Here is a 26,685-nt window from a genome sequence, read left to right on the forward strand (position 1 = left end):
TGGCCAGCGTGGACCGTGCGTTGGCCGTGAGGCGGGAACGACACGAGGGGGACGCGACGCACGTGCCTGACCAAGGCGGCATCACAGTCGGGGAGTTGCTCCTCGCCGAGTACCAGACCGTCAAGGACGAGCAGAAGGCCCGTATCGGCTTCCGCGACAACCTGCTGTACGTCACCCTCGCGGTCGTCGCCGCCGTCGTCGCCGCGGCGGCGCAGGCGGAGCGGGCCGCGATGCTGCTCGCGCTGCCGCCGGTGTGCGTCGTCCTCGGGTGGACCTACCTCGTCAACGACGAGAAGATCACCGCGATCGGGCACTACGTGCGGGACGAACTCGGGCCCCGGCTGGCCCGGTTGGCCGCGGCGGACGACACGTTCCCGACGTTCGGCTGGGAGGCGTACCACCGCGGGGACACCCGGCGCCGGGCGCGCAAGACGATCCAGGCGGCGGTGGACCTGACCGCGTTCTGCGCGGTGCCGCTGGCGGCGCTGACGGTGTTCTGGGCGAGCGGCGACGCCGGGGGGCCGCTGGTCGCGCTGTCGGTGCTGGAGGCGTTGACGGTGGCGGGGCTGGCGGCGCAGATCCTGCTCTACATGAGGCCCGCGCCGCCACGGGCGTGAAGGTCAGGGCGTCTGCTCCCGGACCCACCGGTACACCAGCTCCGGCCGCCCCACCTGGCCGTACTGCGGGCTGCGGTCCGCGCGGCCCGCGTCCACCAGGTGCTCCAGGTAGCGGCGGGCGGTGATCCGGGAGATGCCGACGTCCTCCGCGAGCGCCGACGCGGTCAGGCCCTCGGGGCGGTCGCGCAGCGCGCCCGTGACCCGCTCAAGGGTCGGTCCGCTCAGCCCCTTCGGCAGGGCCACCGGGCCCGGGGCGCGCAGGGTCGCGAGGGCGCGGTCGACCTCGGCCTGACCGCTCGCCTCCCCGGCCGCCGCCCGGAACCGCGCGTACCGCACCAGGCGGTCGCGCAGGGTCGCGAAGGTGAACGGCTTCAGCACGTACTGCACGACCCCGAGGGAGACGCCCTCCCGCACCACCGCCAGGTCCCGCGCCGAGGTCACCGCGATGACGTCCGCGTGGTATCCGGCGGCCCGCAGCGTCCGGGCGAGCTGGAGCCCGTGCACGTCCGGCAGGTGCAGGTCGAGCAGGAGCAGGTCGACCGGCGTCCGCTCCAGCGCCCGCCGCGCCTCCGCGCCGGTGTGCGCCTTGCCGACGGCGACGAAGCCGGGGACGCGGCCGACGTACAGCAGGTGCGCGTCGGCGGCGACGGGGTCGTCCTCGACGACCAGGACGCGGATGGGTGCGGAGGCGTCGGCGGTCATCTGTCGGCTCCCGCCGCCTGCGGGGGCAGGGCGCTGTGGGCCTGCGTCGGCACGGCGCCCTCGGCTCCCGTCGCCCAGGCGGTGTCGGCAGCCGCGGCTCCCGCCGCCTGCGGCTGGGCCCGCGTCGGCGCGGCGCCCTCGGCTCCCGCCCCCCTCGCAGATCCCGCGGCCCCCGCAGATCCCGGAGCCCCTGCGGCTCCCGCAGATCCCGGAGCCCCCGCGGCTCCCGCAGATCCCGGAGCCCTCGCAGCTCCTGCGGCTCCCGCAGCCCCCAACGGCAACCGTGCCTCGAACTCCGCCCCGCCGCCGTCCGCCCCCGTCACCGTCAGCACGCCCTGGTGTCGCTGTACCGCCTGCCGGACCAGGGCGAGCCCCAGCCCGCGACCGCCCTGTCCCGCCGTCTTGGTGGTGAAGCCGCGCTGGAAGACCAGGTCGGCGTGGGCCGGGTCGACGCCCGCGCCGGTGTCCGTCACCCGCAGCACCAGCTCCCGCTCCTCCGCGTACGCCGTCACCGTCACCCTCGCTCCCACGCTGCCCTGTGCCGCGTCCACGGCGTTGTCGATCAGGTTCCCGAGGATCGTCACCAGGTCCCGGGGCGGCAGGTCGGCCGGGAGCACCCCGTCGTCCAGACAGCTCTCCCCGGACACCACCAGCTCCACGCCCCGCTCGTGGGCCTGCGCCGTCTTGCCCAGCAGCAGCGCGGCCAGCACCGGCTCGCTGACCGCGGCCACCACCTGGTCGGTCAGCGCCTGCGCCAGCTCCAGCTCGGCGGTGGCGAACTCGACCGCCTCCGCCGCCCGCCCCAGCTCGATCAGGGAGACGACGGTGTGCAGCCGGTTGGCCGCCTCGTGGGCCTGGGAGCGCAGCGCCTGGGTGAAGCCGCGTTCGGAGTCCAGCTCGCCCATCAGGGACTGCAGCTCGGTGACGTCCCGCAGGGTGACGACCGTACCGCGCCGCTCCCCGCCCGACACCGGCGAGGTGTTGACGACCAGCACCCGGTCCGCCGTGAGGTGCACCTCGTCCACCCGGGACTCGGAGGCCAGCAGCGCCCCGGTCAGCGGTGCGGGCAGCCCGAGGTCGGCGACCGACCGGCCGACGACGTCCCCGGCGACGCCGAGCAGCTCCCGGCCGCCGTCGTTGATCAGCGCCACCCGGTACTGCCCGTCCAGCATCAGCAGCCCCTCGCGGACGGCGTGCAGGGTGGCCTGGTGGTAGTCGTGCATCCGGCTCAGCTCGGCCGCGTTCATGCCGTGGGTGTGGCGCCGCAGCCGGGCGTTGACGACGTACGTGCCGACCGCGCCGATGGCGAGGGCGCCCGCCGCCACCCAGATCAGGGCGGTGAGCTGGCCCTGCACCCGCTTGCTGATCGCCTCCACCTTGATCCCGGCGCTGACCATCCCGACGACCCGCCCGCCGTCCAGGACGGGCACGACCGCGCGGACGGACGGGCCGAGCGTGCCGGTGTAGGTCTCGGTGAACGCCGTGCCCGCCACCGCGGGCGCGGTGTGCCCGAGGAACCGCTGCCCTATCTCCTCCTCGCGGGGGTGCGTCCAGCGGATGCCGTCCGGGTCCATGATCGTGACGAAGTCCACGTCGGTGTCGCGCATCACGTCCACGGCGTACGGCTGGAGGACGGCCGTCGGGTCCGGGGTGGCGATCGCCGCCCGCACCGACGGGGAGTCGGCGACGGAGCGGGCGACGGACATGGCCTGGCGGCCCGCGGCCTCCTCGGCCTGGCTGCGGTCGCTGACGTAGGTGAACAGCGCGCACCCGGCGACGACCACGGCGATCAGCACCGCCTGCATGGCGAAGAGCTGACCTGCGAGGCTGCGGGGCCGGGCGACGGGAAGGCGCATGTCGTTCAGTGTGCACGGTGGCCGGAGCATGAACTCAATGAACGGAAGGGTGACCGGCCTCACAGGGCGCGACATAGTCACCGCGTTCCCCATCTCCCCGAGCCATCCCCCGGACGTGAGCCGCACGCCGGTGATGCCGACGAAGACGTCAAGGAGGGCAGCCGTGACCGCCAGCACCCCCGATACGGCACCTGCCGCACCCCGCGCGAAGCGGGACCGCACCCATTACCTCTACATCGCGGTGATCATCGCGGTGGCGCTCGGCATCGCCGTGGGCCTGGCCGCGCCGGACTTCGCGGTCGAGCTGAAGCCGATCGGCACCGGGTTCGTGAACCTGATCAAGATGATGATCTCGCCGATCATCTTCTGCACGATCGTGCTGGGTATCGGATCGGTCCGCAAGGCCGCCAAGGTCGGCGCGGTCGGCGGCATCGCGCTCGTGTACTTCCTGGTGATGTCCCTGGTGGCGCTGGGCATCGGCCTGGTCGTCGGCAACATCCTGGAGCCCGGCAGCAGCCTGGCCCTCACCGACGCGGTGCGCGAGACCGGGCAGGCCCAGGTGGAGGCCGAGGCCAAGGACACCACCGAGTTCCTGCTCGGCATCATCCCGACCACGATCGTGTCGGCGTTCACCTCGGGCGAGGTGCTCCAGACCCTGCTGTTCGCGCTGCTCGCCGGGTTCGCGCTGCAGGCCATGGGCAACGCCGGGCAGCCGATCCTGCGCGGCATCGAGCACATTCAGCGCCTGGTCTTCCGCATCCTCGCGATGATCATGTGGGCCGCGCCGGTCGGCGCGTTCGGCGCCATCGCCGCCGTCACCGGCTCCGCGGGCGTGGACGCCCTCAAGAGCCTCGCCGTGCTGATGCTGGGCTTCTACGTCACGTGTGTGCTGTTCGTCTTCGTGGTGCTCGGCGCGCTGCTGCGGATCGTCTCCGGCCTGAACATCTTCAGCCTGTTCAAGTACCTGGGCCGCGAGTTCCTGCTGATCCTGTCCACCTCGTCATCGGAGTCGGCGCTGCCGCGGCTGATCGCGAAGACGGAGCACCTGGGCGTCAGCAAGCCGGTCGTGGGCATCACCGTGCCGACCGGCTACTCCTTCAACCTCGACGGCACCATGATCTACATGACCATGGCGTCCCTGTTCATCGCCGACGCCATGGGCACGCCGATGTCGGTCGGTGAGCAGATCCCGCTGCTGCTGTTCCTGCTGGTCGCCTCCAAGGGCGCGGCCGGTGTCACGGGCGCGGGCCTGGCGACGCTCGCCGGTGGCCTCCAGTCCCACAAGCCCGCCCTGGTCGACGGCGTCGGCCTCATCGTCGGCATCGACCGGTTCATGAGCGAGGCCCGCGCCCTGACCAACTTCGCGGGCAACGCGGTCGCCACGGTGCTGATCGGCACCTGGACCAAGGAGATCGACCGGGCCCGGGTGGACCAGGTCCTCGCCGGTCACGCCCCGTTCGACGAGCAGACCCTGCTGGACGACGGCCACGGCGCCGCCCCCGCGTCCGACGTGCCCGGACAGCCGGGGCCTGGCGAGAAGGAGCTGGCCAAGACCTGAGCCTCCCCCCACGGGAGCGGTGTGACGCCGACGTCTTGCCCTGACGTCGGCGTCAAGCCGTACGTTCGTCGGTATGCGAATCGGCGAACTGGCCGCCCGGGCCGGGACCACCACGCGGACGCTGCGGTACTACGAGTCCCGTGGCCTGCTGCCCGCGCGGCGCGACGGCAAGGGCCACCGGACCTACGACGAGCACGACCTGAAGCTGCTGCGGCAGATCCGCACGCTCCAGGACTTCGGGTTCGACCTGGAGGAGACCCGGCCCTTCGTGGAGTGTCTGCGGGCCGGTCACCCCGAGGGCGACCTGTGCCCCGCCTCGCTCGCGGTCTACCGGCGCAAGCTGGCCGAACTGGACGGGCTGATCGACGAGCTGCGGGCCGTGCGGGCGAAGATCGGGCTGCGGCTGGCCATGGCCGAGGACGTGTCACCGTTGTGCGAACTGGGAGGGCGGGAACCGTGAGCAAGGCGACGGGTGTGGCCGAGGTGACGGACGCGGATTTCGAGGCGGAGGTGATCGGCGCGGACCTCCCGGTCCTGGTGGAGTTCACCGCGGACTGGTGCCCGCCGTGCCGCCAGATGGCGCCGGTGCTCAGCGCGCTGGCCGCGGAGGAGGCGGGGCGGCTGAAGGTGGTGCAACTGGACGTGGACCACAATCCGGAGACGACCAACGCCTACAAGGTGCTGTCGATGCCGACGTTCATGGTCTTCCAGGGCGGTGAGCCGGTGCGCTCGATGGTCGGGGCGCGACCGAAGCGCAGGCTGCTGGAGGAACTGGCGGAGGCGCTGCGACCGTAGGCGGTACATGAAGAAATCCCCCGGGCAATTGCGCCCGGGGGATTTCTCTGCGTATATTCAGCAGTTCGCGACCTGGGAATTCTCGTCGCGACACAGCCTGAGTAATGCAGAGTATATCCGGCCGGGAGCGGAATTGTCAAACGTCGAGTCAAACCCCGAATTTCGCGACGATGAAATGCGCACGGAGCAGGAATTCATCGACGGGCTGTACGCGCGCGTGGACGTGCTGCGCGGCGAGGCCGAGAGCGCGGTCACCGAGGCGCTGGCGCAGGGGGACAAGCCCATGCAGTCCCGGCTGGAGCGGGACATCCGCGTCGCCGAGCGCTCCATGCTGCTCGCCGCGCTCAACGCGGTCGACGGCTCCCTCTGCTTCGGCCGGATCGACCTCACCTCCGGAACGGACCACCACATCGGCCGCATCGGGCTGCGCGCCGACGACGCCGACCGCACGCCGATCCTGATCGACTGGCGCGCGGAGGTGGCCCGCCCCTTCTACCTCGCCACCGGCCACACCCCGATGGGCCTGCGCCGACGCCGTCACATCTCCACCGACGGCCACCGGGTCACCGCCCTGCACGACGAGATCCTCGACCTCGGCGACGCCACCCGCACCGGCCACGAGGACCCGACCGGGGACGCCGTCCTGCTGGCCGCGCTGAACTCCGCGCGCACCGGCCGGATGAGCGACATCGTGCAGACCATCCAGGCCGAGCAGGACGAGATCATCCGCGCCCCGCACCAGGGCGTCCTGGTCGTCGAGGGCGGCCCCGGCACCGGCAAGACGGCCGTCGCGCTGCACCGCGCCGCCTACCTGCTCTACGAGCACCGCGAACTCCTCGCCAAGCGCGCCGTCCTGATCGTCGGCCCCAACCCGGCGTTCCTCGGCTACATCGGTGAGGTGCTGCCCTCCCTCGGCGAGACCGGCGTGCTCCTGGCGACGGTCGGTGAACTCTTCCCCGGGGTGCGGGCGACGGCGACGGACACGCCCGAGGCCGCCGCGGTGAAGGGCGGCGCGGAGATGGCCGACGTGCTCGCCGCCGTCGTACGCGACCGGCAGGCGCTGCCCGACCCGGTGATCGCGATCGAGCACGACCGCGAGGTCCTGATGCTCGACGACGGCCTGGTCCGTGTCGCCCGGGAACGCACCCGCGCCACCAAGCTCCCGCACAACGCCGCCCGCGAGCACTTCGAGGGTCACATCCTCAACACCCTCACCGAGCTGTACGCCGAACGCGTCGGCACCGACCCCTACGACGGCTCCAGCCTCCTGGACGCCGCCGACCTCACCCAGATCCGCGACGAACTCGCGGAGAACCCGGAGGTCTGGTCGGCCGTGGACCAACTGTGGCCGGTGCTGACCCCGCAGCGCCTGGTCGCGGACTTCCTGGCCGCCCCGGAGGGCTACGTCGACGAGGCCGCCGCCGCGGCGATCCGCCGCCCCGTGACCCGCCGCTGGACGGTTGCTGACGTACCGCTGCTGGACGAGGCGGCCGAGCTGCTGGGCGAGGACGACCGCAGGGCCCGTGCCCGCGCGGCCCGCGAGTGGGAGACGCAGGTCGCCTACGCGCAGGGCGTCCTCGACGTCTCCTACGCCTCCCGCACCTACGAGTTCGACGACAAGGAGGAGGACGACCCGGAGGCGTCGGAGGTGCTGTCCGCGCACGACATCATCGACGCGGAGCGGTTCGCGGAACGCCAGGAGGAGGACGACCACCGCAGCGCCGCCGAGCGCGCCGCCGCCGACCGCACCTGGGCGTTCGGCCACATCATCGTCGACGAGGCGCAGGAACTCTCCCCGATGGCCTGGCGGCTGCTGATGCGCCGCAGCCCGACCCGCTCGATGACCCTGGTGGGCGACCCGGCCCAGACGGCGGAGGCGGCCGGGGTCGGCTCCTGGTCGGACATCCTCGCCCCCTACGTCGAGGACCGCTGGGAGCACACCCGCCTGGGCGTCAACTACCGCACGCCCGCCGAGATCATGGACCTCGCGGCGGCGGTGGTCCGCGCGGAGCAGCCCGACTTCGAACCCCCCAGCTCCGTACGCTCCACCGGCGTACACCCCTGGGTCCGCGCCACCGACGACCTGCCGGGCGCGGTCGCCAAGGCGACGGCGGAACTCACCCCGGCGGAGGGCCGCCTGGCGATCATCGCCCCCCGCGACCTCCACCGCGCCCTCGCCGCCCGCCTGGACGGCGTCACCGCCGACACCGAACCCGACCTCACCCACACCGTCGTCCTCCTGGACCCCCGCCAGGCGAAGGGCCTGGAGTTCGACTCGGTGCTGGTCGTCGAACCGTCGCGCTACGGCACCAGCGACCTGTACGTCGCCCTCACCCGCGCCACGCAACGGCTCGGCGTCCTGCACACGGGCACGCTGCCGCCGGGGCTCGTGAACGGTTGACGCGCGATGAGGTTCTGTCTGACCGCTGATGTCAGCGGTCAGACAGAACCGCCACGGGCATGAGCTGCCCCATTCTCCACGTCGTCGGGGTGCACGATGATGTCCGGAACGCCCATGTGATGCATCAGCGCCCTCGTGTGCACTTGCAGCTTGCGGCCCATGTATGTCGTTGGGCAGGGGAACGAGCCCGCTCGCACCATTCGATATGCCGAAGACGGAGGTATATCGAGGGCTTCTGCGGCCACTGGCAGACCAATGAATGCAGGGTAGAAGTCGGAGACATGATAGTAGTGGTCTCCGCCTGTAACGAAAGTTCGTGCGAGCATGGTTGGCGTGGTGAGGATGCTCGCCGAACGAGAGCGAGTACCGGCCCGGACCTCTTCATGAAACGCCGTTAAGACTTCCTGTGGTACGAACTTCTGAAGTCTGGCTCCGTGAGCCTCGCCTCGGACTTGCTCAGCGATAGCGGGATCCCGGAGGTCGGCGTTATGAATGATGGCCGACCTCGTGACAGCGAATGTCCTTGTGGTGTCTTCCGGCACGTGTAATTCGTCCAGATTCTCGAACTCGTACTCGCTGCTGTGAATCTTCGCGCTCCGGTAGGCCGCAGTGACCGACGCCTTAACCATGAGAGTGGGAACTTCCCTTGGCGCCACTCCCGTTGCCGTTTGCTTCCAGGTGTCCATCGCGGTTGTGATCATTTCGCTACGGATGTCGTGCAGGTCGGCATAGAAGGTGCGGGAGATCATTTCTGAACGCTTACGCAGGAACGGAGTAAGACAGTCCAGAAGAATCATTCGCCACTTGTCATCGCCACGCATGTCTGACAGTCGCCCCATGGCCACCATGGAGTCCCATAGGCGGGACTTGGTCGCGCGCGATGCTCGTGAAGCTACGGCCTTATGGCGAAACTCCTCATAAGAAGGGTGCCGCTTGACCTCACACTGCTGTGCATTGTCCACATGAACGCAGATCAGTTCATTCTTGCAAGCGGACCGAACGTGTGCTGCTACACAATCAAACGCGTCAGGCATGATCTGCGCTCCAAAGTTCTGTCCTTTGAGTCACGCAGCGTATGGCGCACCGCTCGGCTTTTTGGTCGCACAAACCTCCGGTGATAGAACATTTTCGTTCGTGTCACTTCCGAGTCATTCCGGTGATGTGTGTTGCCCCGGAATGGCGTCGTCCGCCGACGGAATGGGCACCATTACACGGGCCTCAGCCACACTGTCGCCAGTGGGGGCAGTGTCAGGCGGACGCTCGCCGCCCGTCCGTGCCACGGCACCGGCTCGGGCTTGACCGGGTCGGGGTGCGTGACGCCGCTGCCCCCGTACCGGGCCGCGTCGGTGTTCAGGACCTCGTGCCAGGCGGGGACGTCGTCCGGGACGCCGAGGCGGTAGTCCTCGCGGACGACCGGGGAGAAGTGGGAGACGGCCAGCAGGGGGTTGCCCTCCTCGTCGTAGCGGAGGAAGGCGAGGACGTTGTCGTCCGCGGCGTCGCCGACCACCCACTGGAAGCCCTCCGGGTGGGTGTCGCGCTGCCAGAGGGCCGGGGTCGCGCGGTAGGCGGTGTTCAGGTCGCGCACCAGGTCGCGGACGCCGCGGTGGTCCGCTTCGGCGCCGTACGCCGGGTCCAGGAGCCACCAGTCCGGGCCGTGCGCCTCCGACCACTCGGCGCCCTGCGCGAACTCCTGCCCCATGAAGAGGAGCTGCTTGCCCGGGTGGGACCACATGAAGCCCAGGTAGGCACGGTGGTTGGCGCGCTGCTGCCACCAGTCGCCCGGCATCTTCGACACCAGGGAGCGCTTGCCGTGGACCACCTCGTCGTGGGAGATCGGCAGGACGTAGTTCTCGCTGTACGCGTACACCATCGAGAACGTCATCTCGTGGTGGTGGTACCTGCGGTGCACCGGCTCGTGGGCCATGTACTGCAGCGAGTCGTGCATCCAGCCCATGTTCCACTTCAGCCCGAAGCCCAGGCCGCCGAAGCCGCTCGGGCCCTTGTGGTGGGTGGCGCGCGTGACGCCGTCCCAGGCCGTCGACTCCTCCGCGATCGTCACCACGCCGGGCGCCCTGCGGTACACCGTCGCGTTCATCTCCTGGAGGAACGCCACCGCGTCCAGGTTCTCCCGGCCGCCGTGCTCGTTCGGCACCCACTGGCCCGGCTCGCGTGAGTAGTCCAGGTACAGCATCGAGGCGACGGCGTCGACGCGCAGGCCGTCGATGTGGAACTCCTCGCACCAGTACACGGCGTTCGCGACCAGGAAGTTGCGCACCTCGCGGCGGCCGAAGTCGAACTCCAGCGTCCCCCAGTCGGGGTGCGCGGCCCGCAGCGGGTCCTCGTGCTCGTACAGCGGTCGCCCGTCGAACTCCGCCAGCGCCCAGTCGTCGCGCGGGAAGTGCGCGGGCACCCAGTCCATCAGCACCCCGACGCCCGCCCGGTGCAGCGCGTCCACCAGGTACCGGAAGTCGTCGGGCGTGCCCAGGCGGGCCGTCGGCGCGTAGAAGCCGGTGACCTGGTAGCCCCACGAGCCGCCGAACGGGTGCTCCGCCACCGGCATCAGCTCCACGTGCGTGAAGCCCAGGTCCTTGACGTACGCCGGGAGCTGCTCCGCCAGTTGGCGGTACGTCAGGCCGGGCCGCCACGACGGCAGGTGCACCTCGTACACCGAGAACGGCGCCTCGTGCGCGGGGCGGGCGGCGCGCGCCGCCATCCACTCCTCGTCCCGCCACTCGTGGTGCGCCGCGCACACGATCGACGACGTGGCGGGCGGGACCTCCGTACGGCGCGCCATCGGGTCCGCGCGCAGCGTCTTCGTGCCGTCCGGGCGGGTGATCTCGAACTTGTACAGCTCGCCCTCACCGATCGCGGGCACGAACAGCTCCCACACCCCGGAGGAGCCGAGCGAGCGCATCGGGAAGCCCGTGCCGTCCCAGAAGTTGAAGGTGCCCGCCAGCCGCACGCCCCGCGCGTTCGGCGCCCACACCGTGAACCGGGTGCCCGTCACGCCCTGGTGCGTCATCGGCTCCGCGCCCAGCGCCCGCCACAGCTCCTCGTGGCGCCCCTCACCGATCAGGTACAGGTCCAGCTCACCGATCGCGGGCAGGAAGCGGTACGCGTCCTCCGTCTCCTGGACCGTCCCCTCGTACGCCACCAGCAGGCGGTACTCCGGGACCTCCCGTAGGGGCAGCAGCCCGGAGAAGAAGCCATCGCCGTCGTCGTTCAGCTCCGCCCGCAGCTCCCCGGCGACGACCGTCACCGACAGCGCGTACGGGCGGAACGCCCGGAACACCACCCCGTCGGCCACCGGGTGCGCGCCGAGCACGGCGTGCGGGTCGTGGTGCGTGCCGGTGAGGAGGCGGTCGCGGTCGGAGGAGGCTAGGGCGGGGGAGACGGGGGAGGCGGGGGCGGCGGGGGCGGCGGTCGGTGAGGGCTTGGGCACCTTCTTCGTGGGCGCCTTCCGCGCGGCCGGTGCCTTCTTCGCTGACGCGGGTGCCTTCTTCGCGGGTGCCGGTGCCTTCTTCGCCGCCGCCTTCGGCGTGGCCTTCTTGGCGGGCGTCGCCTTCTTGGCCGTCGCGGTCTTCTTCGCGGCGGTCTTCGCGGTGGTCTTCTTGGCGGCCGCGGTCGCCTTCTTCGCCGTCGCCTTCTTGGTCGCCGCCTTCTTCGCGGTGGCCTTCTTCGCGGACGCCTGCGCGGGCACCTTCGGCTTCTCGGCGGGTGGCTGTACGGCCTTCTCGTCGGCCGGGGAGTTCGGGCTCGAACCGCTGGACGGGGGGCGGGGGGTCACGGACGGAGCCTCCTAGGGGATCAGGTCAGTTGCGGTGCGGCCAGGCGGCGTACCGCCGACAGCGGTACCGGGAGCCAGTCGGGGCGGTGCCGGGCCTCGTAGACCACTTCGTACACCGCCTTGTCGGTCTCGTGGGCGCGCAACAGCACCGGGTCGGTGCGCGGGTCGCGGCCGGTCACCTCGGCGTACCCCGAGCAGTAGGCGGCCCGGCAGGTGTCCGCCCAGCCGGGCACCCCGGGCTTGACCGAGTGGGCCGCGTAGTCGAAGGACCGCAGCATCCCGGCGATGTCCCGCGCCACCGGCTGCGGCATCCGGCGTTCGGCGAGCGGCCTGGCGGGCTCGCCCTCGAAGTCGATCAGCCACCACTGCCCGGACGGCGACCGCAGGCACTGCCCGAGGTGCAGGTCGCCGTGGATGCGCTGGGCGGTCCACGTGCAGCCCTCCGCGGCCAGGTCCGCCAGCGCCGTGAACACGCTGCGCAGCCCGGGGGCGTACGGCCGTAGCGCGGGCACCGCCCGCACGGCGGCCTCAAGGCGCTCGGTCATGCCGCCGACCAGGACGTCCAACTGCGGCGGCCCCAGCGTCACCGTGGGCAGCGCGCGCGCCAGCGCCGTGTGCACCTCGGCCGTGGCCCGGCCCAGCGCCCGCGCCTCCGCGCCGAAGTCCTCGCCCTTGGCCAGCTCCCGCAGCGCCAGCTCCCAGCCGTCCGCCGCGCCCTGGAGGTAGGGCTGGAGCACCCCGAGGACGTACGACTCCCCGGCCAGCTCGGCCGACAGCCACCCCGTCGGCGGCGGCACCCGGGGGCAGCCCTCGCGGGCCAGCGCGAGCGGCAGCTCCAGGTCGGGGTTGACGCCGGGCACGACCCGGCGGAGGAGCTTCAGGATGAACGTATCTCCGTAGACCACGGAGGAGTTGGACTGCTCGGCGGTGCCGACCCGGGGGACCAGGCCGGTGCGGATGTCCTCCCCCTCGTCCCGGTCGAAGCGCAGCGCGCCGATGCTGGCCCGGGTGCGCAGCGCCTCCAGGAGCACGTCGGCGGGCCGGGCGTCGTACAGGGCCTCGTACACCGTGCGTCCGGCGAGCGGGCCGTCGGTCACATGGCCGATCAGCGCGGGCGCCAGCCGGGGCGGCAGCGCCTCGCGCGCCCCTATGAGCAGTTGGTAGCAGTCACCCGGGACGGCGGACGCGGCGCCGTGCCCCGGCGTGAGCTGCTGGTGGACCCGGACCAGGAGGTGGTACAGGCCCAGCTTGCCCCCGGCCGGGAGCAGCTCGGTCGCCGCCACCAGCGAGAACCCGGCGATCGGACGGCCCTTGCCCGCGAACCAGCGTTGCCGTGGCAGCCACTCCCGCAACAGCGGGTCGAGGGACGCGAGGAGGGCGGGGCTGGGCGTCGGGACGGGGCGGGTGACGGCGTCCGACATGGCGTACGTCCTTTCCCCGGGGGCGAGGTCGGGGGTTACTCCTGCGTGCCCAGGGCGGGACGGTGGAAACCGCCCCGCGCCCGGGTTCTACACGGCGTCCTTGCGGAGCCGGAACCAGTAGAAGCCGTGGCCCGCCAGGGTCAGCAGGTACGGCAGTTCGCCGATGGCGGGGAACCGCACCCCGCCGATCAGCTCGACCGGGTGGCGTCCGGCGAACTCCCGCAGGTCCAGCTCGGTGGGCTGGGCGAAGCGGGAGAAGTTGTTGACGCAGAGCACCAGGTCGTCGCCGTGCTCGCGCAGGAACGCCAGCACGGCCGGGTTGGAGGACTGGAGTTCGGTGTAGGAGCCGAGCCCGAAGGCCGGGTTCTGCTTGCGGATCTCGATCATCCGGCGGGTCCAGTGCAGCAGCGACGAGGGCGACGCCATCGACGCCTCGACGTTGGTGACCTGGTAGCCGTAGACCGGGTCCATGATCGTCGGGAGGTAGAGCCGTCCCGGGTCGCAGGACGAGAAGCCCGCGTTGCGGTCCGGGGTCCACTGCATGGGCGTGCGGACGGCGTCCCGGTCACCGAGCCAGATGTTGTCGCCCATGCCGATCTCGTCGCCGTAGTACAGGATCGGAGAGCCGGGGAGGGAGAGCAGGAGGGCCGTGAACAGCTCGATCTGGTTGCGGTCGTTGTCCAGGAGCGGGGCGAGCCTGCGGCGGATGCCGATGTTGGCGCGCATCCGCGGGTCCTTGGCGTACTCCGCGTACATGTAGTCGCGCTCTTCGTCGGTGACCATTTCGAGGGTCAGCTCGTCGTGGTTGCGCAGGAAGATGCCCCACTGGCAGCCCGACGGGATCGCCGGGGTCTTGGCGAGGATCTCCGAGACGGGGTAGCGGGACTCGCGGCGCACGGCCATGAAGATGCGCGGCATGACGGGGAAGTGGAACGCCATGTGGCACTCGTCGCCGCCGGAGGCGTAGTCCCCGAAGTAGTCGACGACGTCCTCGGGCCACTGGTTGGCCTCGGCCAGCAGCACCGTGTCCGGGTACTGGGCGTCGATCTCCTTGCGGACCCGCTTCAGGAACTCATGGGTTGCCGGAAGGTTTTCGCAGTTGGTGCCCTCCTCCGCGTACAGGTACGGCACGGCGTCGAGGCGGAAGCCGTCGATGCCGAGGTCCAGCCAGAAGCGGAGGGCCGAGATGATCTCCTCCTGGACGGCCGGGTTCTCGTAGTTGAGGTCCGGCTGGTGGGAGAAGAACCGGTGGAAGAAGTACTGCTTGCGCACCGGGTCGAAGGTCCAGTTCGACGCCTCGGTGTCGACGAAGATGATCCGGGCGTCCTGGTACTGCTTGTCGTCGTCGGCCCACATGTAGTAGTCCCCGTAGGGGCCGTCGGGGTCGCGGCGGGACTCCTGGAACCACGGGTGCTGGTCGCTGGTGTGGTTCATGACGAAGTCGATGATCACGCGCATCCCGCGCTGGTGCGCGGAGTCCACGAACTCGACGAAGTCGGCCAGGTCACCGAACTCCGGCAGGACGGCGGTGTAGTCGGAGACGTCGTAGCCGCCGTCCCGCAGCGGGGACTTGAAGAACGGCGGCAGCCAGAGGCAGTCCACGCCCAGCCACTGGATGTAGTCCAGCTTGGCGGTGAGGCCCTTCAGGTCTCCGATGCCGTCGCCGTTGCTGTCCTGGAAGGAGCGGACCAGGACCTCGTAGAAGACGGCTCGTTTGAACCAGTCCGGGTCGCGGTCCTTGGCGGGGGTGTCCTCGAAGGTGTCGTGAACGGGCTCGTTGACGATCATGGTGTGGGTGACCCTCCGATCTGCGGGTTGGACGGTCGCAGGACGGTGAAGACGTGCGCGGGCCGTCGGCCCGGCTCAAGGCGCACATAGTTGGCCCTGCCCCAGTGATAGGTCTCGCCGGTGAGCTGGTCGCGCACCGGCACCGACTCGTGCCAGTCAAGGCCGAGTTGCGGCATGTCCAACGAGACCGTGGCCTCCTGGGTGTGGTGAGGGTCGAGGTTGGCGACCACGAGAACCGTGTTCGACCCGGCCCGCTTGCTGTACGCGATCACCGCTTCCTGGTCCACGTGGTGGAAGTGGATGTCGCGTAGCTGCCGCAGGGCGGGGTTCTGCCTGCGGATCGTGTTGAGCTGGGTGATCAGGGGGGCGATGCTGCGGCCCTCGCGTTCGGCCGCCGCCCAGTCGCGGGGCCTGAGCTGGTACTTCTCCGAGTCGAGGTACTCCTCGCTGCCCTCCTTGAGCGGGGTGTTCTCACACAGCTCGTAACCCGAGTACACCCCCCAGGTGGGCGACAGCGTCGCGGCGAGGACGGCACGCACCTCGAACGCGGGCCGTCCGCCGTGCTGGAGGTAGGCGTGCAGGATGTCGGGGGTGTTGACGAAGAAGTTCGGCCGCATATAGGCCGCCGCCTCACCCGACAGCTCCGTCAGGTACTCCGTCAGCTCCTGCTTGCTGTTGCGCCAGGTGAAGTACGTGTACGACTGCTGGAACCCGATCTGCGCCAGGGTGTGCATCATCGCCGGACGGGTGAACGCCTCCGCCAGGAAGATCACGTCCGGGTCACTGCGGCCGATGTCCGCCAGGACCCGCTCCCAGAACACCACCGGCTTGGTGTGCGGATTGTCCACCCGGAAGATCCGCACCCCCAGCCCCATCCACAGCCGCAGGATGCGCAGCGTCTCCGCGACCAGACCGTCCATGTCCGCGTCGAACGCGATCGGGTAGATGTCCTGGTACTTCTTCGGCGGGTTCTCCGCGTACGCGATCGTCCCGTCGGGGCGGTGGTGAAACCACTCCGGATGCTTCTCCACCCACGGATGGTCCGGCGAGCACTGCAACGCGAAGTCCAGCGCCACCTCCAGACCGTGCTCACCCGCCCGCCGCACGAACCAGGCGAAGTCCTCCATCGTGCCCAGCCGCGGGTGCACGGCGTCATGGCCGCCCTCGGGCGAGCCGATCGCCCACGGCACACCCACGTCGTCCGGACCGGGGGAGAGGGTGTTGTTGCGGCCCTTGCGGAACGTCGTACCGATCGGATGGACCGGCGGCAGATAGACGACGTCGAAACCCATCGCGGCGATCGCGGGCAACCGCCGCGCCGCGGTACGGAACGTGCCGTGCGGCTCCTCACGGGTGCCCTCGGAACGCGGGAAGAACTCGTACCACGCGCCGTACAACGCCCGCTCCCGCTCCACCAGCAGCGGCATCTCCGCCGAACGGGTCACCAGGTCCCGCAGCGGATAGCGGGCCAGGACCGCGTCCACCTCCGGCGTCAACGCCGCCGCCAGACGGGACGACGCGGGGAGGGACTCGTCGCGCAGGGTGTCGACGACGGCCTCGACGGTGGCGCGGGCGCCGTCCTGCTCGGGCACCCCGGCGGCGGCCCGCTCGTGCAGGCGCGCGCCCTCCTCCAGGACGAGTTCGGTGTCGATGCCCGCGGGGACCTTGATGCGCGCGTGGTGCCGCCAGGTGGTGACCGGATCGCCCCACGCCTCGACGGTGTACGTCCATCGGCCGGGCGCGCCCGCGGTGACGGTGGCGCCCCAGCGGTCGGTGCCGGGGGCGAGTTCCCGCATCGGCGTCCAGGGTCCTGGCCGTCCCTCGGGGTCCTTCAGTACGACATTGGCGGCGACGGCGTCGTGTCCCTCGCGGAACACGGTCGCCGACACCTCGAACGCCTCGCCGGTGACCGCCTTGGCGGGCCTGCGTCCGTGCTGGACGACCGGGCGGACGTCCAGGACCGGTATGCGCCCGACAGCGGTGTCATCGCCCGCGGAGGGTGGCTCCGGGGCGGCGGGACCGGCGTCGACGGGGCGCGTGGGGAAGGCGTCGTGGCCTTCCGCGCTGGCTGTCGGGGGTGCTGACGAGTGGTGCGTTGCGGGCATCACCGCTCCTGTCCGCGTCAACGTGGGTGGGCGGATGGCATGTGGGGAGGTGGGTCTGCGGGATGTCGTGCGTGAGGTGTCTGCCGGGCGTTCCGCTGGAGCCTTCCCACCCTATTCGGGTGAGCAATCAGGCACTTTGTTAACTCCTCACGCCTATGTCTACACACAAGACCGGCCCTCTCCGAGAGGCGCGGAGCCGGTAAGGGGACTGTGCCACGAACAGGACGGTATTGGGAGAAGTCCGTCAGATGGTATCCGCCCTGGTGGGCCCCGGGGCGTGCGCCGGGGGCGTGAGAACGGCTGGAACTCGTGCGTGCCGTCGGCGGCTTCGGCGGGGCCCGGCGCCGTATACGTCCGGCGTAACCCGCGGGTGGCTGGGCAGTCTCGTGGGCGGGGTGAGGTTTGCGGTGATTTCCAGACGAACTGCCGGGTGGCACTCCCAGCGGGAGCGGTGCCCGCGCCGGTACCGTTCTCGGTCAGACGACGAGACCGCCCCCGGCGGTCTTATCCACAACCACCGAGGTGGAATGTGAAGGCGATCCGTCGATTCACCGTCCGTCCCGTACTCCCCGAGCCCCTCCAGCCCCTCAGCGATCTCGCGCGCAACCTCCGCTGGTCCTGGCACCCGGAGACCCGCGACCTCTTCCAGTCCGTGGACCCCGAGTGCTGGGCCGCCTCGGGCGGCGATCCGGTACGGCTGCTGGGGAACGTGGCGCCGGAGCGGCTCGCGGAGCTGGCCGAGGACCGCCGCTTCCTGCGCCGCCTCGGCACGGCCGCGGCCGACCTCAACGACTACGTCACCGGCGACCGCTGGTACCAGAACCAGCCGCAGTTCGCGGAACTGCCCGCCGCCGTCGCCTACTTCTCCCCCGAGTTCGGCATCACCGCCGCGCTGCCCCAGTACTCCGGCGGCCTCGGCATCCTCGCCGGTGACCACCTGAAGTCGGCCAGCGACCTCGGCGTACCGCTGATCGGGGTGGGGCTGCTCTACCGGCACGGCTACTTCCGGCAGAGCCTGTCCCGGGACGGCTGGCAGCAGGAGCACTATCCCGTCCTCGACCCCAACGAACTGCCGCTCGCCCTGGTCAAGGAGGCGGACGGCACCCCGGCGCAGGTCTCCCTGGCGCTGCCCGGCGGCCGGTCGCTGCGGGCCCGGATCTGGCTGGCCCAGGTGGGCAGGATCCCGCTGCTGCTGCTCGACTCCGACGTGGAGGAGAACGCCGCCAGCGAGCGCGGGGTGACCGACCGGCTCTACGGCGGCGGCAGCGAGCACCGGCTGCTCCAGGAGATGCTGCTCGGCATAGGAGGGGTGCGGGCGGTGCGGACGTACTGCCGTCTGACCGGCCATCCGGCGCCCGAGGTGTTCCACACCAACGAGGGGCACGCGGGCTTCCTCGGCCTGGAGCGGATCGCGGAGTTGTGCGACGGCGGGCTGGAGTTCGACGCGGCGCTTGAGGCGGTGCGCGCCGGGACGGTGTTCACCACGCACACGCCCGTCCCGGCCGGGATCGACCGCTTCGACCGTGAGCTGGTCGCCCGGCACTTCGGCGCCGACGCCGAACTGCCCCGGATCGACGTCGAGCGCATCCTGCACCTGGGCATGGAGACGTACCCGGGCGGGGAGCCCAACCTCTTCAACATGGCCGTGATGGGGCTGCGGCTCGCGCAGCGCGCCAACGGGGTCTCCCTGCTGCACGGCGACGTCAGCCGGGAGATGTTCGCCGGGCTCTGGCCGGGCTTCGACCCCGCAGAGGTGCCGATCACCTCCGTCACCAACGGGGTGCACGCGCCCACCTGGGTGGCGCCGGAGGTGTTCCGGCTCGGCGCCCGGCAGGTCGGCGCGCAGCGCGCCGAGGACGCGCTGACCGTGGGCGGCTCGGAGCGCTGGGACGCGGTGGCCGACATCGCGGACCAGGACATCTGGGAGCTGCGGCGGTCGCTGCGGGAACAGCTCGTGGAGGAGGTGCGCGAGCGGCTGCGGGCGTCCTGGCGGCAGCGCGGCGCGGGCACGGCCGAGCTGGGCTGGATCGACGGCGTGCTCGACCCGGACGTGCTGACCATCGGGTTCGCGCGCCGCGTCCCGTCGTACAAGCGGCTGACGCTGATGCTGCGGGACCAGGACCGGCTGATGGACCTGCTGCTGCACCCCGAGCGGCCGGTGCAGATCGTCGTCGCGGGCAAGGCGCACCCGGCGGACGACGGCGGCAAGCGGCTCATCCAGGAGCTGGTCCGCTTCGCCGACGACCCGCGGGTGCGGCACCGGATCGTCTTCCTGCCGGACTACGGCATGGCGATGGCGCAGAAGCTCTACCCCGGCTGCGACATCTGGCTGAACAACCCGCTGCGGCCCCTGGAGGCGTGCGGGACGAGCGGGATGAAGGCCGCGCTGAACGGCTGCCTCAACCTGTCCGTCCTGGACGGCTGGTGGGACGAGTGGTTCCAGCCCGACTTCGGCTGGGCGATCCCCACCGCCGACGGCTCCGCGACGGACGCGGACCGGCGCGACGACATAGAGGCGGCGGCGCTGTACGACCTGCTGGAGCAGCGGGTGACGCCGCGGTTCTACGAGCGGGGCACGGGCGGGCTGCCGGACCGCTGGATCGAGATGGTCCGGCAGACGCTCAGCCTGCTGGGGCCGAAGGTGCTGGCGGGGCGGATGGTCCGGGAGTACGTGGAGCGGCTCTACGCGCCCGCCGCCCGCGCCCACCGGGCCGTCGGCCCCGACGCGGCGCGCGAGCTGGCGGGGTGGAAGGCGCGGGTGCGGGCGGCGTGGCCGCGGGTCACCGTCGACCACGTGGAGACCTCGGCGACGGCGGCGACCGCGGAGCTGGGCACCACGCTCACCCTGCGGGTCCGGGTCGGCCTCGGTGACCTGGGGCCGGACGACGTGGAGGTGCAGGCCGTCTCCGGCCGCGTGGACCCGGAGGACCGCATCGCCGACGCGACGACCGTCGCCCTGAAGGCCGCGGGCGGCCCCGACCTGGAGGGCCGCTGGGTCTACGAGGGCCCCCTCGCCCTGGACCGCACCGGCCCGTACGGCTACACGGTCCGCATCCTCCCCGCCCACCGCCTGCTGGCCTCCCCGACGGAGGTGGGCCTGGTGACGGTGCCCTCGGAGGAGGTCGCGGAGGGGGCGGGGGTGCTGATGCGGTGAGGGCGCGGCCCGCCGGGCGCCCGTCCGCTGGTCAGAACTCCGTGTGCGGGGCGCACAGGCGGCGCAGGACCGTGCCGCAGCGGTGGGCGTAGGCGTGCTGGAGGCCGCGGGTCGCGGGGCCGCTCGCGCGGGTGTACCACTTCGCCGGGCGGCTGAACGCCCTTATGGTCAGCCAGACCGTGCCGTCCCCGGTGCGGTCCACCACGAACGCCTCCTCGCCGCACTCCGGGTGGCCGTCCAGCGTGCCGTAGGCCCAGCCCGAGCGGCGGTCCTCGTCCACTGTCCACACCACCCGGCAGGGCGCCTTCACCAGCCCGGCGAGCCGGACGGTGACGTCGACGCCGGGGGCCGCCCGGTCGGCGCCGGTGTCCATGCCGACGCCGACCGTGCGGTGCATCTCCCAGGTGCCGAGCGCCTCGGCGGCCCGGCGGAACACCGCCTCGCCCTCTCCTATCCGGGCGCGCACGTGGAGCCGGTGGAACCCGGGCGGACAGAAGTCCGCGTCCCGGGTCGCGCCGACGTGGTCGTAGGTGAAATCCGCCCCGTCCGTGGCTGACATGGGACCCAAGACTACGGCGGCAGCCGGGGCCCGGGGACCCCGGCTGCCGCCGGGCGCGCTGCGGTGGGGGTTTACGGGAACGTCAGCTTCCAGCCGCTGATGTAGCCCGTGTCGTAGCGCGCCTGATCCTGCACCCGCAGTTGCCAGGTGCCGTTGGCGGTCTCGGAGGAGGCGTTGACCGTGTAGGTCTCCTGGACGTTGTCCGCCGAGTCGGAGGACGAGAAGTCCTTCAGGCGGTACGGCGTGCCGTCCGGGGCGAGCAGGTCGATCACCAGGTCACCGCGCCAGGTGTGCACGATGTCCACGGACACCTGGAGGTTGGCGGGCGCGGCGCCCGTGCGGCCGGTCACGGAGATCGACGAGGTCACCGCGGCGCCGTTGTCCGGGATGGACACGTCGGTGGTGGACTCGTAGGACGTGCCCCCGCCGCCCCCGCCACCGGAGCGGGTGCCGACGTTCACGGCGGCCCAGGCGTCCTGCACCGCCTTGTACTCCGCGCTCGTGGCGCCGTACAGCTCACCGGCGACCGCGAGGGTGCCGGTGCGGGCGGCGGCGTAGTTGGTGGTGGACGTGAACTTCGTGGTGAGCGCCTTGAACCAGATCTGCTCGGCCTTGGCGCGGCCTATGCCGGTCACCGGCAGACCGTCGGAGGTGGGGGAGTTGTACGTGACCCCGTTGATGGTCTTGGTGCCGCTGCCCTCGCTGAGCAGGTAGAAGAAGTGGTTCGCCGGGCCCGAGGAGTAGTGCACGTCGATCGAGCCGATCCCGGAGTACCAACTGTCCTTGGACGAGCCGTCCTTGCTGGGCTTGTCCATGTAGCGCAGCGGGGTGCCGTCGCCGCGGATGTTGATCTCCTCGCCGATGAGGTAGTCACCGACGTCGGAGGAGTTGGCCGCGTAGAACTCCACCGAGGTGCCGAAGATGTCCGAGGTGGCCTCGTTCAGGCCGCCGGACTCGCCGCTGTAGTTCAGGCCCGCGGTGTTCGAGGTCAGGCCGTGGGTCATCTCGTGCCCGGCGACGTCGATCGCGGTGAGCGGGTTGGCGTTGCCCGAGCCGTCGCCGTAGGTCATGCAGAAGCAACTGTCGGACCAGAAGGCGTTGACGTAGTTGTTGCCGTAGTGGACCCGGGAGTAGGCGCCGACGCCGTCGCCGCGGATGCCGGTGCGGCCGTGCACGTTCTTGTAGTAGTCCCAGGTCAGGGCCGCGCCGTAGTGGGCGTCGGCGGCGGCCGACTCGGCGTTGGCGGCGGTGCCGTCGCCCCAGACGTCGTCGGGGCCGGAGAACAGGGTGCCGGTGCCGGAGGTGCCCCGGTTGAGGTTGTACGTGCGGTGGTTGCCGCGGGCGCCGTCGGTGAGGTTGTACGACGACCCGGACTGGGTGGTGGTGAGCGGTACCGTACCGCTGTAGACGGTGTGCCCGGTGCCGGTCTCGATGGCCTCCCACTCGTACAGCTTGGCCCCGCTGGCGGCGTCGGTGACGACGTGCAGCTCCTGCGGGGTGCCGTCGTGCTGGAAGCCGCCGACCACCGTCTCGTAGGCGAGGACCGGCTTGCCGTCGGCGGCCCAGACGACCTTGCGGGGGGCGCGGCTGACGTCGGGGCTCTTGGCGTCCTCGGCCTTCGCGGCGTTCAGGGCCTGCCGCTCGGCGTGCGCGGTGCCGACCTCGGGGGTCAGGGTGGGCACCTTGAGGGTGGCGCGGGTGGCGCGGGCGACGTTCTCGACCTCGCCGGACGCGTCAGTCTCGACGACGACGTCACCGCCGAGCACGGGCAGCCCGGCGTAGGTGCGCTCGTAGCGGGTGTGCAGGGTGCCGTCGCGGTCCTTGAGGACGTCCTTGACGGCGAGCTTCTCCTTGGCGCCGAGGTTCAGTTCCCCGGCGGTCTCCGCGCTGCCCGCCTCGGCCTCGCGGATCAGCGCGGCGCGCTGGGCGGGGCTGAGCTTGACGGGGAGGGCGCCCGGGTCGGCCTTGCCCGCGACCGGGCGGGCCTGTCCGGCCTGCTCGGGGGCGGCGGTGGCGGCGCCCGCCTGGACGGCGGTGGCGACGAGCGCGGCGACACCGGCGAGGGCGACGGCGGCGGCGCGGCGGCGCGGGCGCGCGGAGGTGGGTCTGTGGGGGTGGCTGCTCACACTGGCTCCTTCTGCGTGGCCGCGGGTCGCGCGGCCAGGGGGAGACCGGACGACAGGTGGGCCGTCCGGGCAGAACGGTGGTGCGTGGGGTGCGGGGCCGTGGGGAAGCGTGTCAGGAGACCGCGGTTTCTGTCAGGGGCGCGTCAAGAGATTGGCTGGATATCGTCCGTTGTCCGGGAGTTCACGTTCGATAAACGGAACCGACCGCGTCGGGTCCTAGGACGGCTCCCCGTGCCACGTCCGCCACAGCCGCGCGTACGCCCCGTCCGCCGCCACCAGCTCCTCGTGCGTGCCGAGTTCGGTGAGCCGCCCGTCCTCCATCACCGCCACCCGGTCCGCGTCGTGCGCGGTGTGCAGCCGGTGCGCGATCGCGATGACCGTACGGCCGTGCAGTACGGCGGCGAGGGCGCGCTCGGTGTGCCGGGCGGTGGCCGGGTCCAGCAGGGCGGTCGCCTCGTCGAGGATCAGCGTGTGCGGGTCGGCCAGCACCACCCGGGCCAGCGCGAGCTGCTGCGCCTGCGAGCCGTCGGCGCGGTGGCCCTCCGCCCCCGGGTCGGCGTCCAGCCCGCCCGGCAGCTCGCGCACCCAGTCGTCCGCGCCGACCGCGGTGAGCGCAGCCCACAGCCGGTCGTCCGTGGCGGACGGCTCGGCGATCAGGAGGTTGTCCCGTACGGTGCCCAGGAAGACGTGGTGCTCCTGGGTGACCAGTACGACCTGACGGCGCAGCTGCTCCGGGCCGAGCGCCGCCACCGGCACCCCGCCCACCGTCACCGCGCCCCCGGTCGGCGCGTCCACCCCCGCCAGCAGCCTGCTCAGCGTGGACTTGCCCGCGCCGGACGGCCCGACCACCGCGAGCCGCTCCCCGGGACGCACGGTGAGGTCCACGCCGTGCAGGACGTCACCGCCACGGTCGTAGGCGAAGCGCGCCCCGCGCACGTCGATCCGGTCGTCCGCCGGGACGGGGGCACCCGGCGCCCCGGCCGCCGAGGGCACCCCCGCCAGCCCCTCCACCCGCGCGAAGGACGCCGCGCTCGCCTGCAACTGCTCGATCCTGATCAGCAGTTGGTCCAGCGGCTCCGTCAACTGCCGCAGGTACAGTGCCGACGCCACCACCGCGCCGAGGCTCAGCGCCCCCTCGGTGTACCGCCAGCCGCCGAACAGCAGCGCGGTGGACACCGGCAGGACGTAGCTGAAGTCCACCGCGGGGAAGAACGCGCTGCGCAGCCACAGCGTGTGCAGCCGGGTGCGCCGGGCGGTCTCCAGCGCCGCCCGGCTCGCCGCCGTCCGCTCCCGCTGGAGCCCGAACGCCTCGACCGTCCGCGCGCCCGCCGCCGTCGCCGCGAGGATCTCCGCGACGTCGGAGGTGGCCGCACCCTCCGCGAGATACGCCGTGCGCGCCCGACGCGTGTACCAGCGCACCGCGAACCACACGGGCGTCAGGGTGACCGCGGCGACCGCGGCCAGCAGCGGATCGATCACCACGACCGCGCCGAGCAGGAACGCCGCCTGGACGGTGGAGATCAGCAGCTCGGGACCGGCGTCACGCAGCGTCGTGCCGACCGTCGCCACGTCCGCGGTGCCGCGCGCCGTCAGGTCACCGGTACCGGCCCGCTCCACCACCGACGCGGGCAGCCGCAGCGCCCGGTCGACGAACTCCTCCCGGATACGAGCGAGCGTCCGCTCCCCGAACCGGTGCCCCGCGTACCGCGCCCAGCGCGCCAGCAGCAGTTGCGCCAGCGCACAGGCGACGAGGCCCACCGCCAGCCGGTCCACGACGCCCACCCCGGCCCCGCCGCGCACCTCGTCGATGATCCGCCCCAGCAGCCACGGCCCGACGAGCCCGACCCCGGCCGCCGCCGCGTTCAGCGCCAGCACCCCGGCGAACGCCCGGCCGTCGGCCCGCACCAGCCGCCCCGCGGCCCGCCGTACGTCCCGCCGCCCGGCGACGGGCAGCTTCCCGTCGAAGCCACTCACGACACGGCCTCCTCGGCGTCGGCGTCGGCGTCCTTGTCCTTGGCCTTGTTGTCGCCGTTGTCGCCGTTGTCGTCGGAGTCCCGCGCGACGAGCCCCCGATAGCCCGGGTCGTACGCCAACAGCCCCTCATGGCTGCCGCTCGCCGCCACCTTGCCGTCGACGAGGTGGTACACGACGTCGGCCTGGTCGAGCACGAGCGGCGAGGTGGTCGTCACCACGGTGGTACGACCCTCCCGCGCGACCCGCAGCCGCCGCGCCACCGTCGCCTCGGTGTGCGCGTCCAGCGCGGACGTCGGCTCCACGGCGAGCAGCACCTCCGGCTCCGCCAGCAGCGCCCGCACCAGCCGCACGCGTTGCCGCTGCCCACCGGAGAGGTTCCGGCCCTGCGCGTCGATCCGCGAGTCCAGACCGTCCGGCAGCCCGCGCACGACGTCCTCGGCGGCGGCGGCGCGCACGGCCCGCTCGACGGCGGCGTCGTCGGGCCGCCGTCTGCCGCTCACCACTTCCCGCAAGGTCCCCGCGAACAGGTCGGCCTCGTGGTCGGCGACGAGGATCCGCTCCCGCACCCGCGCCAGCGCGACCTCGTCCAACCGCACCTCACCCCACACCGCGTCCGAGGGGGCGTACCGCCCGAGCCGGTCGACGACCTCCGCCGCGTCCGCGGGCCGGGCGCAGGCCAGCGCCGTCAGCCGCCCCGGGAGCACCCGCACACCCGACGCCGGGTCGTACAGCGCGGCGGGCTCGGCGGGGGCGTCCCGCGCACCGGTGTCCGGCGCCGGTTCGAGCCGCAGGAAGCCCACGACGCGCCGCGCGGCGACCAGCCCCCGGCTGACCTGGTTGCCGAACTCCAGCAGGTACGACACCGGCACCACCAGCACCGCGACGTACCCGTACACCGACACCAGTTCGCCCACCGTGATGTCGCCGCGCGCCACCAGCCGCGCCGCCAGCCAGGTCACCACCGCGAGGAACACCATCGGCAGCCCGATCCCCAGCGCCTGGATCCAGCTCGTCACGGCGCCGACCCGGTACCCCTCGTCCCGCAGCCGCCGCGAGTCCCGCCGGAAGGCGTCGGCCACCAGCCGCTTCCCGCCCAGCCCGTTCAGCACCCGCAGCCCACCGGCGAGATCACCGATCCGCGCGGCCAACACGCCCTGCCGCTCCCGGTACACGCCCTCCACCGCCTGCAACCGCCCCATCAACGGCCCCACCGCCACCGCGATCACCGGCACCCCCAGCAACACCACCGCGGCCAGCAGCGGCGACACCGTCAGCAGCACCACGGCCACCAGCGCGTACGTGACGACCGCGCCGACCCCCGGCCCGATCACCGTCAGCGCGGTGGCGATGGTCTGCACGTCCCCCACGCCGATGGTCACGACCTCCCCGGCCGCGACCTGCCCCCGCAACGACGCCCCGAGCCGCACCGCCTGCGCCACCACCACCTTCACCGTCCGGAAGTTGGCGTCCATCCGCACCCGGGTCATGGTCCGGTGCCGCGAGATGTCCAGCCAGGAGGTCACGATCCCCGCCCCCACCAGCGCGCCAACCCACTGGCCCAACACCCCCATGTCCCCCGGCGTCAGCCCGTCATCGATCGCCCGCGCCAGCAGGTACGGCGCCACCGCCGCCAGCGCCAGCGACGCCACCCCCAGCACCGCGGCCCCCACCGACCGCCCCGCCTGAGCCCGCACCAGCCACCACAGATACCGCCCCCCACTACGACAGTCGGGCGTGCCGGGCTCCTCGTACGCGTCGATCACGACTCTCCTCAGGGACGACGACGGGCCACCACCAACTCACCGAAACGGGCTGCCCACCCGGTCCCGCCACCCTAAGAGC

The 26,685-nt window shown here is 72.0% G+C and carries 17 protein-coding genes; 6 read left to right on the forward strand and 11 right to left on the reverse strand.

Going from position 1 to position 26,685, the window contains the following annotated elements; all coding sequences use genetic code 11:
- Positions 1–62: 62 nt before the first annotated feature.
- Entirely contained in the window at positions 63–617 is a 555-nt protein-coding gene (locus ACFQZ6_RS24730) for a hypothetical protein (RefSeq protein ID WP_381612609.1), read from the forward strand.
- A gap of 3 nt (positions 618–620) precedes the next feature.
- Here ACFQZ6_RS24730 and ACFQZ6_RS24735 read toward each other — a convergent pair whose 3' ends face one another.
- Complete coding sequence (locus tag ACFQZ6_RS24735) at positions 621–1,319, reverse strand: response regulator (protein WP_381612611.1); 699 nt, start codon at positions 1,317–1,319, stop codon at positions 621–623.
- Positions 1,316–3,175 (reverse strand): sensor histidine kinase, encoded by a 1,860-nt coding sequence (locus ACFQZ6_RS24740; protein ID WP_381612614.1) that lies wholly within the window; start codon positions 3,173–3,175, stop codon positions 1,316–1,318. The genes ACFQZ6_RS24735 and ACFQZ6_RS24740 overlap by 4 nt, the downstream gene beginning before the upstream one ends.
- Positions 3,176–3,308: 133 nt before the next feature.
- Here ACFQZ6_RS24740 and ACFQZ6_RS24745 point away from each other — a divergent pair, with 133 nt between their 5' ends.
- From ACFQZ6_RS24745 to ACFQZ6_RS24760, 4 genes are all read left to right on the forward strand, one after another.
- Complete coding sequence (locus ACFQZ6_RS24745; protein WP_381618621.1) at positions 3,309–4,733, forward strand: cation:dicarboxylate symporter family transporter; 1,425 nt, start codon at positions 3,309–3,311, stop codon at positions 4,731–4,733.
- Positions 4,734–4,806: 73 nt separating this feature from the next.
- Entirely contained in the window at positions 4,807–5,193 is a 387-nt protein-coding gene (locus tag ACFQZ6_RS24750; RefSeq protein ID WP_381612617.1) for a MerR family transcriptional regulator, read from the forward strand.
- Positions 5,190–5,528, forward strand: a complete 339-nt coding sequence (locus ACFQZ6_RS24755; RefSeq protein WP_381612620.1) for a thioredoxin family protein — start codon at positions 5,190–5,192, stop codon at positions 5,526–5,528. Before ACFQZ6_RS24750 ends, ACFQZ6_RS24755 begins: the two co-directional genes overlap by 4 nt.
- A gap of 175 nt (positions 5,529–5,703) precedes the next feature.
- Entirely contained in the window at positions 5,704–7,929 is a 2,226-nt protein-coding gene (locus tag ACFQZ6_RS24760) for a HelD family protein (RefSeq protein ID WP_381612623.1), read from the forward strand.
- Between the two features lie 38 nt (positions 7,930–7,967).
- Here the strand turns inward: ACFQZ6_RS24760 and ACFQZ6_RS24765 are convergent, their stop codons facing one another.
- The 5 genes from ACFQZ6_RS24765 to ACFQZ6_RS24785 all read right to left on the reverse strand — a co-directional run bounded on the left by ACFQZ6_RS24765 (position 7,968) and on the right by ACFQZ6_RS24785 (position 17,030).
- On the reverse strand, positions 7,968–8,963 hold the full coding sequence (locus ACFQZ6_RS24765) for a hypothetical protein (protein WP_381612626.1): 996 nt from the start codon (positions 8,961–8,963) through the stop codon (positions 7,968–7,970).
- A gap of 173 nt (positions 8,964–9,136) precedes the next feature.
- Entirely contained in the window at positions 9,137–11,716 is a 2,580-nt protein-coding gene (glgB, locus tag ACFQZ6_RS24770) for a 1,4-alpha-glucan branching enzyme (RefSeq protein ID WP_381612629.1), read from the reverse strand.
- A gap of 20 nt (positions 11,717–11,736) precedes the next feature.
- Entirely contained in the window at positions 11,737–13,137 is a 1,401-nt protein-coding gene (locus tag ACFQZ6_RS24775; protein WP_381612631.1) for a maltokinase N-terminal cap-like domain-containing protein, read from the reverse strand.
- Between the two features lie 87 nt (positions 13,138–13,224).
- Positions 13,225–14,925, reverse strand: a complete 1,701-nt coding sequence (treS, locus tag ACFQZ6_RS24780) for a maltose alpha-D-glucosyltransferase (protein ID WP_381612634.1) — start codon at positions 14,923–14,925, stop codon at positions 13,225–13,227.
- The gene (locus ACFQZ6_RS24785; protein WP_381612637.1) at positions 14,922–17,030 is read right to left on the reverse strand and encodes an alpha-1,4-glucan--maltose-1-phosphate maltosyltransferase; all 2,109 of its coding nucleotides are present in this window, start codon (positions 17,028–17,030) and stop codon (positions 14,922–14,924) included. Before ACFQZ6_RS24785 ends, treS begins: the two co-directional genes overlap by 4 nt.
- A 529-nt stretch (positions 17,031–17,559) precedes the next feature.
- On the opposite strand from ACFQZ6_RS24785, the gene ACFQZ6_RS24790 reads away from it, so the two are divergent.
- Positions 17,560–20,184, forward strand: a complete 2,625-nt coding sequence (locus ACFQZ6_RS24790) for a glycosyltransferase family 1 protein (RefSeq protein ID WP_381612640.1) — start codon at positions 17,560–17,562, stop codon at positions 20,182–20,184.
- Positions 20,185–20,215: 31 nt separating this feature from the next.
- On the opposite strand, the gene ACFQZ6_RS24795 is transcribed toward ACFQZ6_RS24790, so the two are convergent.
- The 4 genes from ACFQZ6_RS24795 to ACFQZ6_RS24810 form a co-directional block, all read right to left on the reverse strand.
- Complete coding sequence (locus ACFQZ6_RS24795) at positions 20,216–20,743, reverse strand: DUF1990 domain-containing protein (RefSeq protein ID WP_381612643.1); 528 nt, start codon at positions 20,741–20,743, stop codon at positions 20,216–20,218.
- Positions 20,744–20,814: 71 nt separating this feature from the next.
- On the reverse strand, positions 20,815–22,869 hold the full coding sequence (locus ACFQZ6_RS24800) for a M4 family metallopeptidase (protein WP_381612646.1): 2,055 nt from the start codon (positions 22,867–22,869) through the stop codon (positions 20,815–20,817).
- Positions 22,870–23,085: 216 nt separating this feature from the next.
- Entirely contained in the window at positions 23,086–24,843 is a 1,758-nt protein-coding gene (locus ACFQZ6_RS24805) for an ABC transporter ATP-binding protein (RefSeq protein ID WP_381612649.1), read from the reverse strand.
- Positions 24,840–26,606 (reverse strand): ABC transporter transmembrane domain-containing protein, encoded by a 1,767-nt coding sequence (locus tag ACFQZ6_RS24810; RefSeq protein WP_381612652.1) that lies wholly within the window; start codon positions 26,604–26,606, stop codon positions 24,840–24,842. Before ACFQZ6_RS24810 ends, ACFQZ6_RS24805 begins: the two co-directional genes overlap by 4 nt.
- Positions 26,607–26,685: the final 79 nt, after the last annotated feature.

It is taken from the genome of Streptomyces flavalbus (assembly GCF_042674625.1).
GTDB lineage: Bacteria > Actinomycetota > Actinomycetes > Streptomycetales > Streptomycetaceae > Streptomyces > Streptomyces flavalbus.

What these genes read in the sequence shown, in the direction of transcription:
- ACFQZ6_RS24735 (WP_381612611.1), bottom strand. Translation starts at nt 1,319, where the DNA reads ATGACCGCCGACGCCTCCGCACCCATCCGCGTCCTGGTCGTCGAGGAC.
- ACFQZ6_RS24740 (WP_381612614.1), bottom strand. Translation starts at nt 3,175, where the DNA reads ATGCGCCTTCCCGTCGCCCGGCCCCGCAGCCTCGCAGGTCAGCTCTTC.
- ACFQZ6_RS24745 (WP_381618621.1), top strand. Translation starts at nt 3,309, where the DNA reads ATGCCGACGAAGACGTCAAGGAGGGCAGCCGTGACCGCCAGCACCCCC.
- ACFQZ6_RS24750 (WP_381612617.1), top strand. Translation starts at nt 4,807, where the DNA reads ATGCGAATCGGCGAACTGGCCGCCCGGGCCGGGACCACCACGCGGACG.
- ACFQZ6_RS24760 (WP_381612623.1), top strand. Translation starts at nt 5,704, where the DNA reads ATGCGCACGGAGCAGGAATTCATCGACGGGCTGTACGCGCGCGTGGAC.
- ACFQZ6_RS24765 (WP_381612626.1), bottom strand. Translation starts at nt 8,963, where the DNA reads ATGCCTGACGCGTTTGATTGTGTAGCAGCACACGTTCGGTCCGCTTGC.
- ACFQZ6_RS24775 (WP_381612631.1), bottom strand. Translation starts at nt 13,137, where the DNA reads ATGTCGGACGCCGTCACCCGCCCCGTCCCGACGCCCAGCCCCGCCCTC.
- treS (WP_381612634.1), bottom strand. Translation starts at nt 14,925, where the DNA reads ATGATCGTCAACGAGCCCGTTCACGACACCTTCGAGGACACCCCCGCC.
- ACFQZ6_RS24785 (WP_381612637.1), bottom strand. Translation starts at nt 17,030, where the DNA reads ATGCCCGCAACGCACCACTCGTCAGCACCCCCGACAGCCAGCGCGGAA.
- ACFQZ6_RS24795 (WP_381612643.1), bottom strand. Translation starts at nt 20,743, where the DNA reads ATGTCAGCCACGGACGGGGCGGATTTCACCTACGACCACGTCGGCGCG.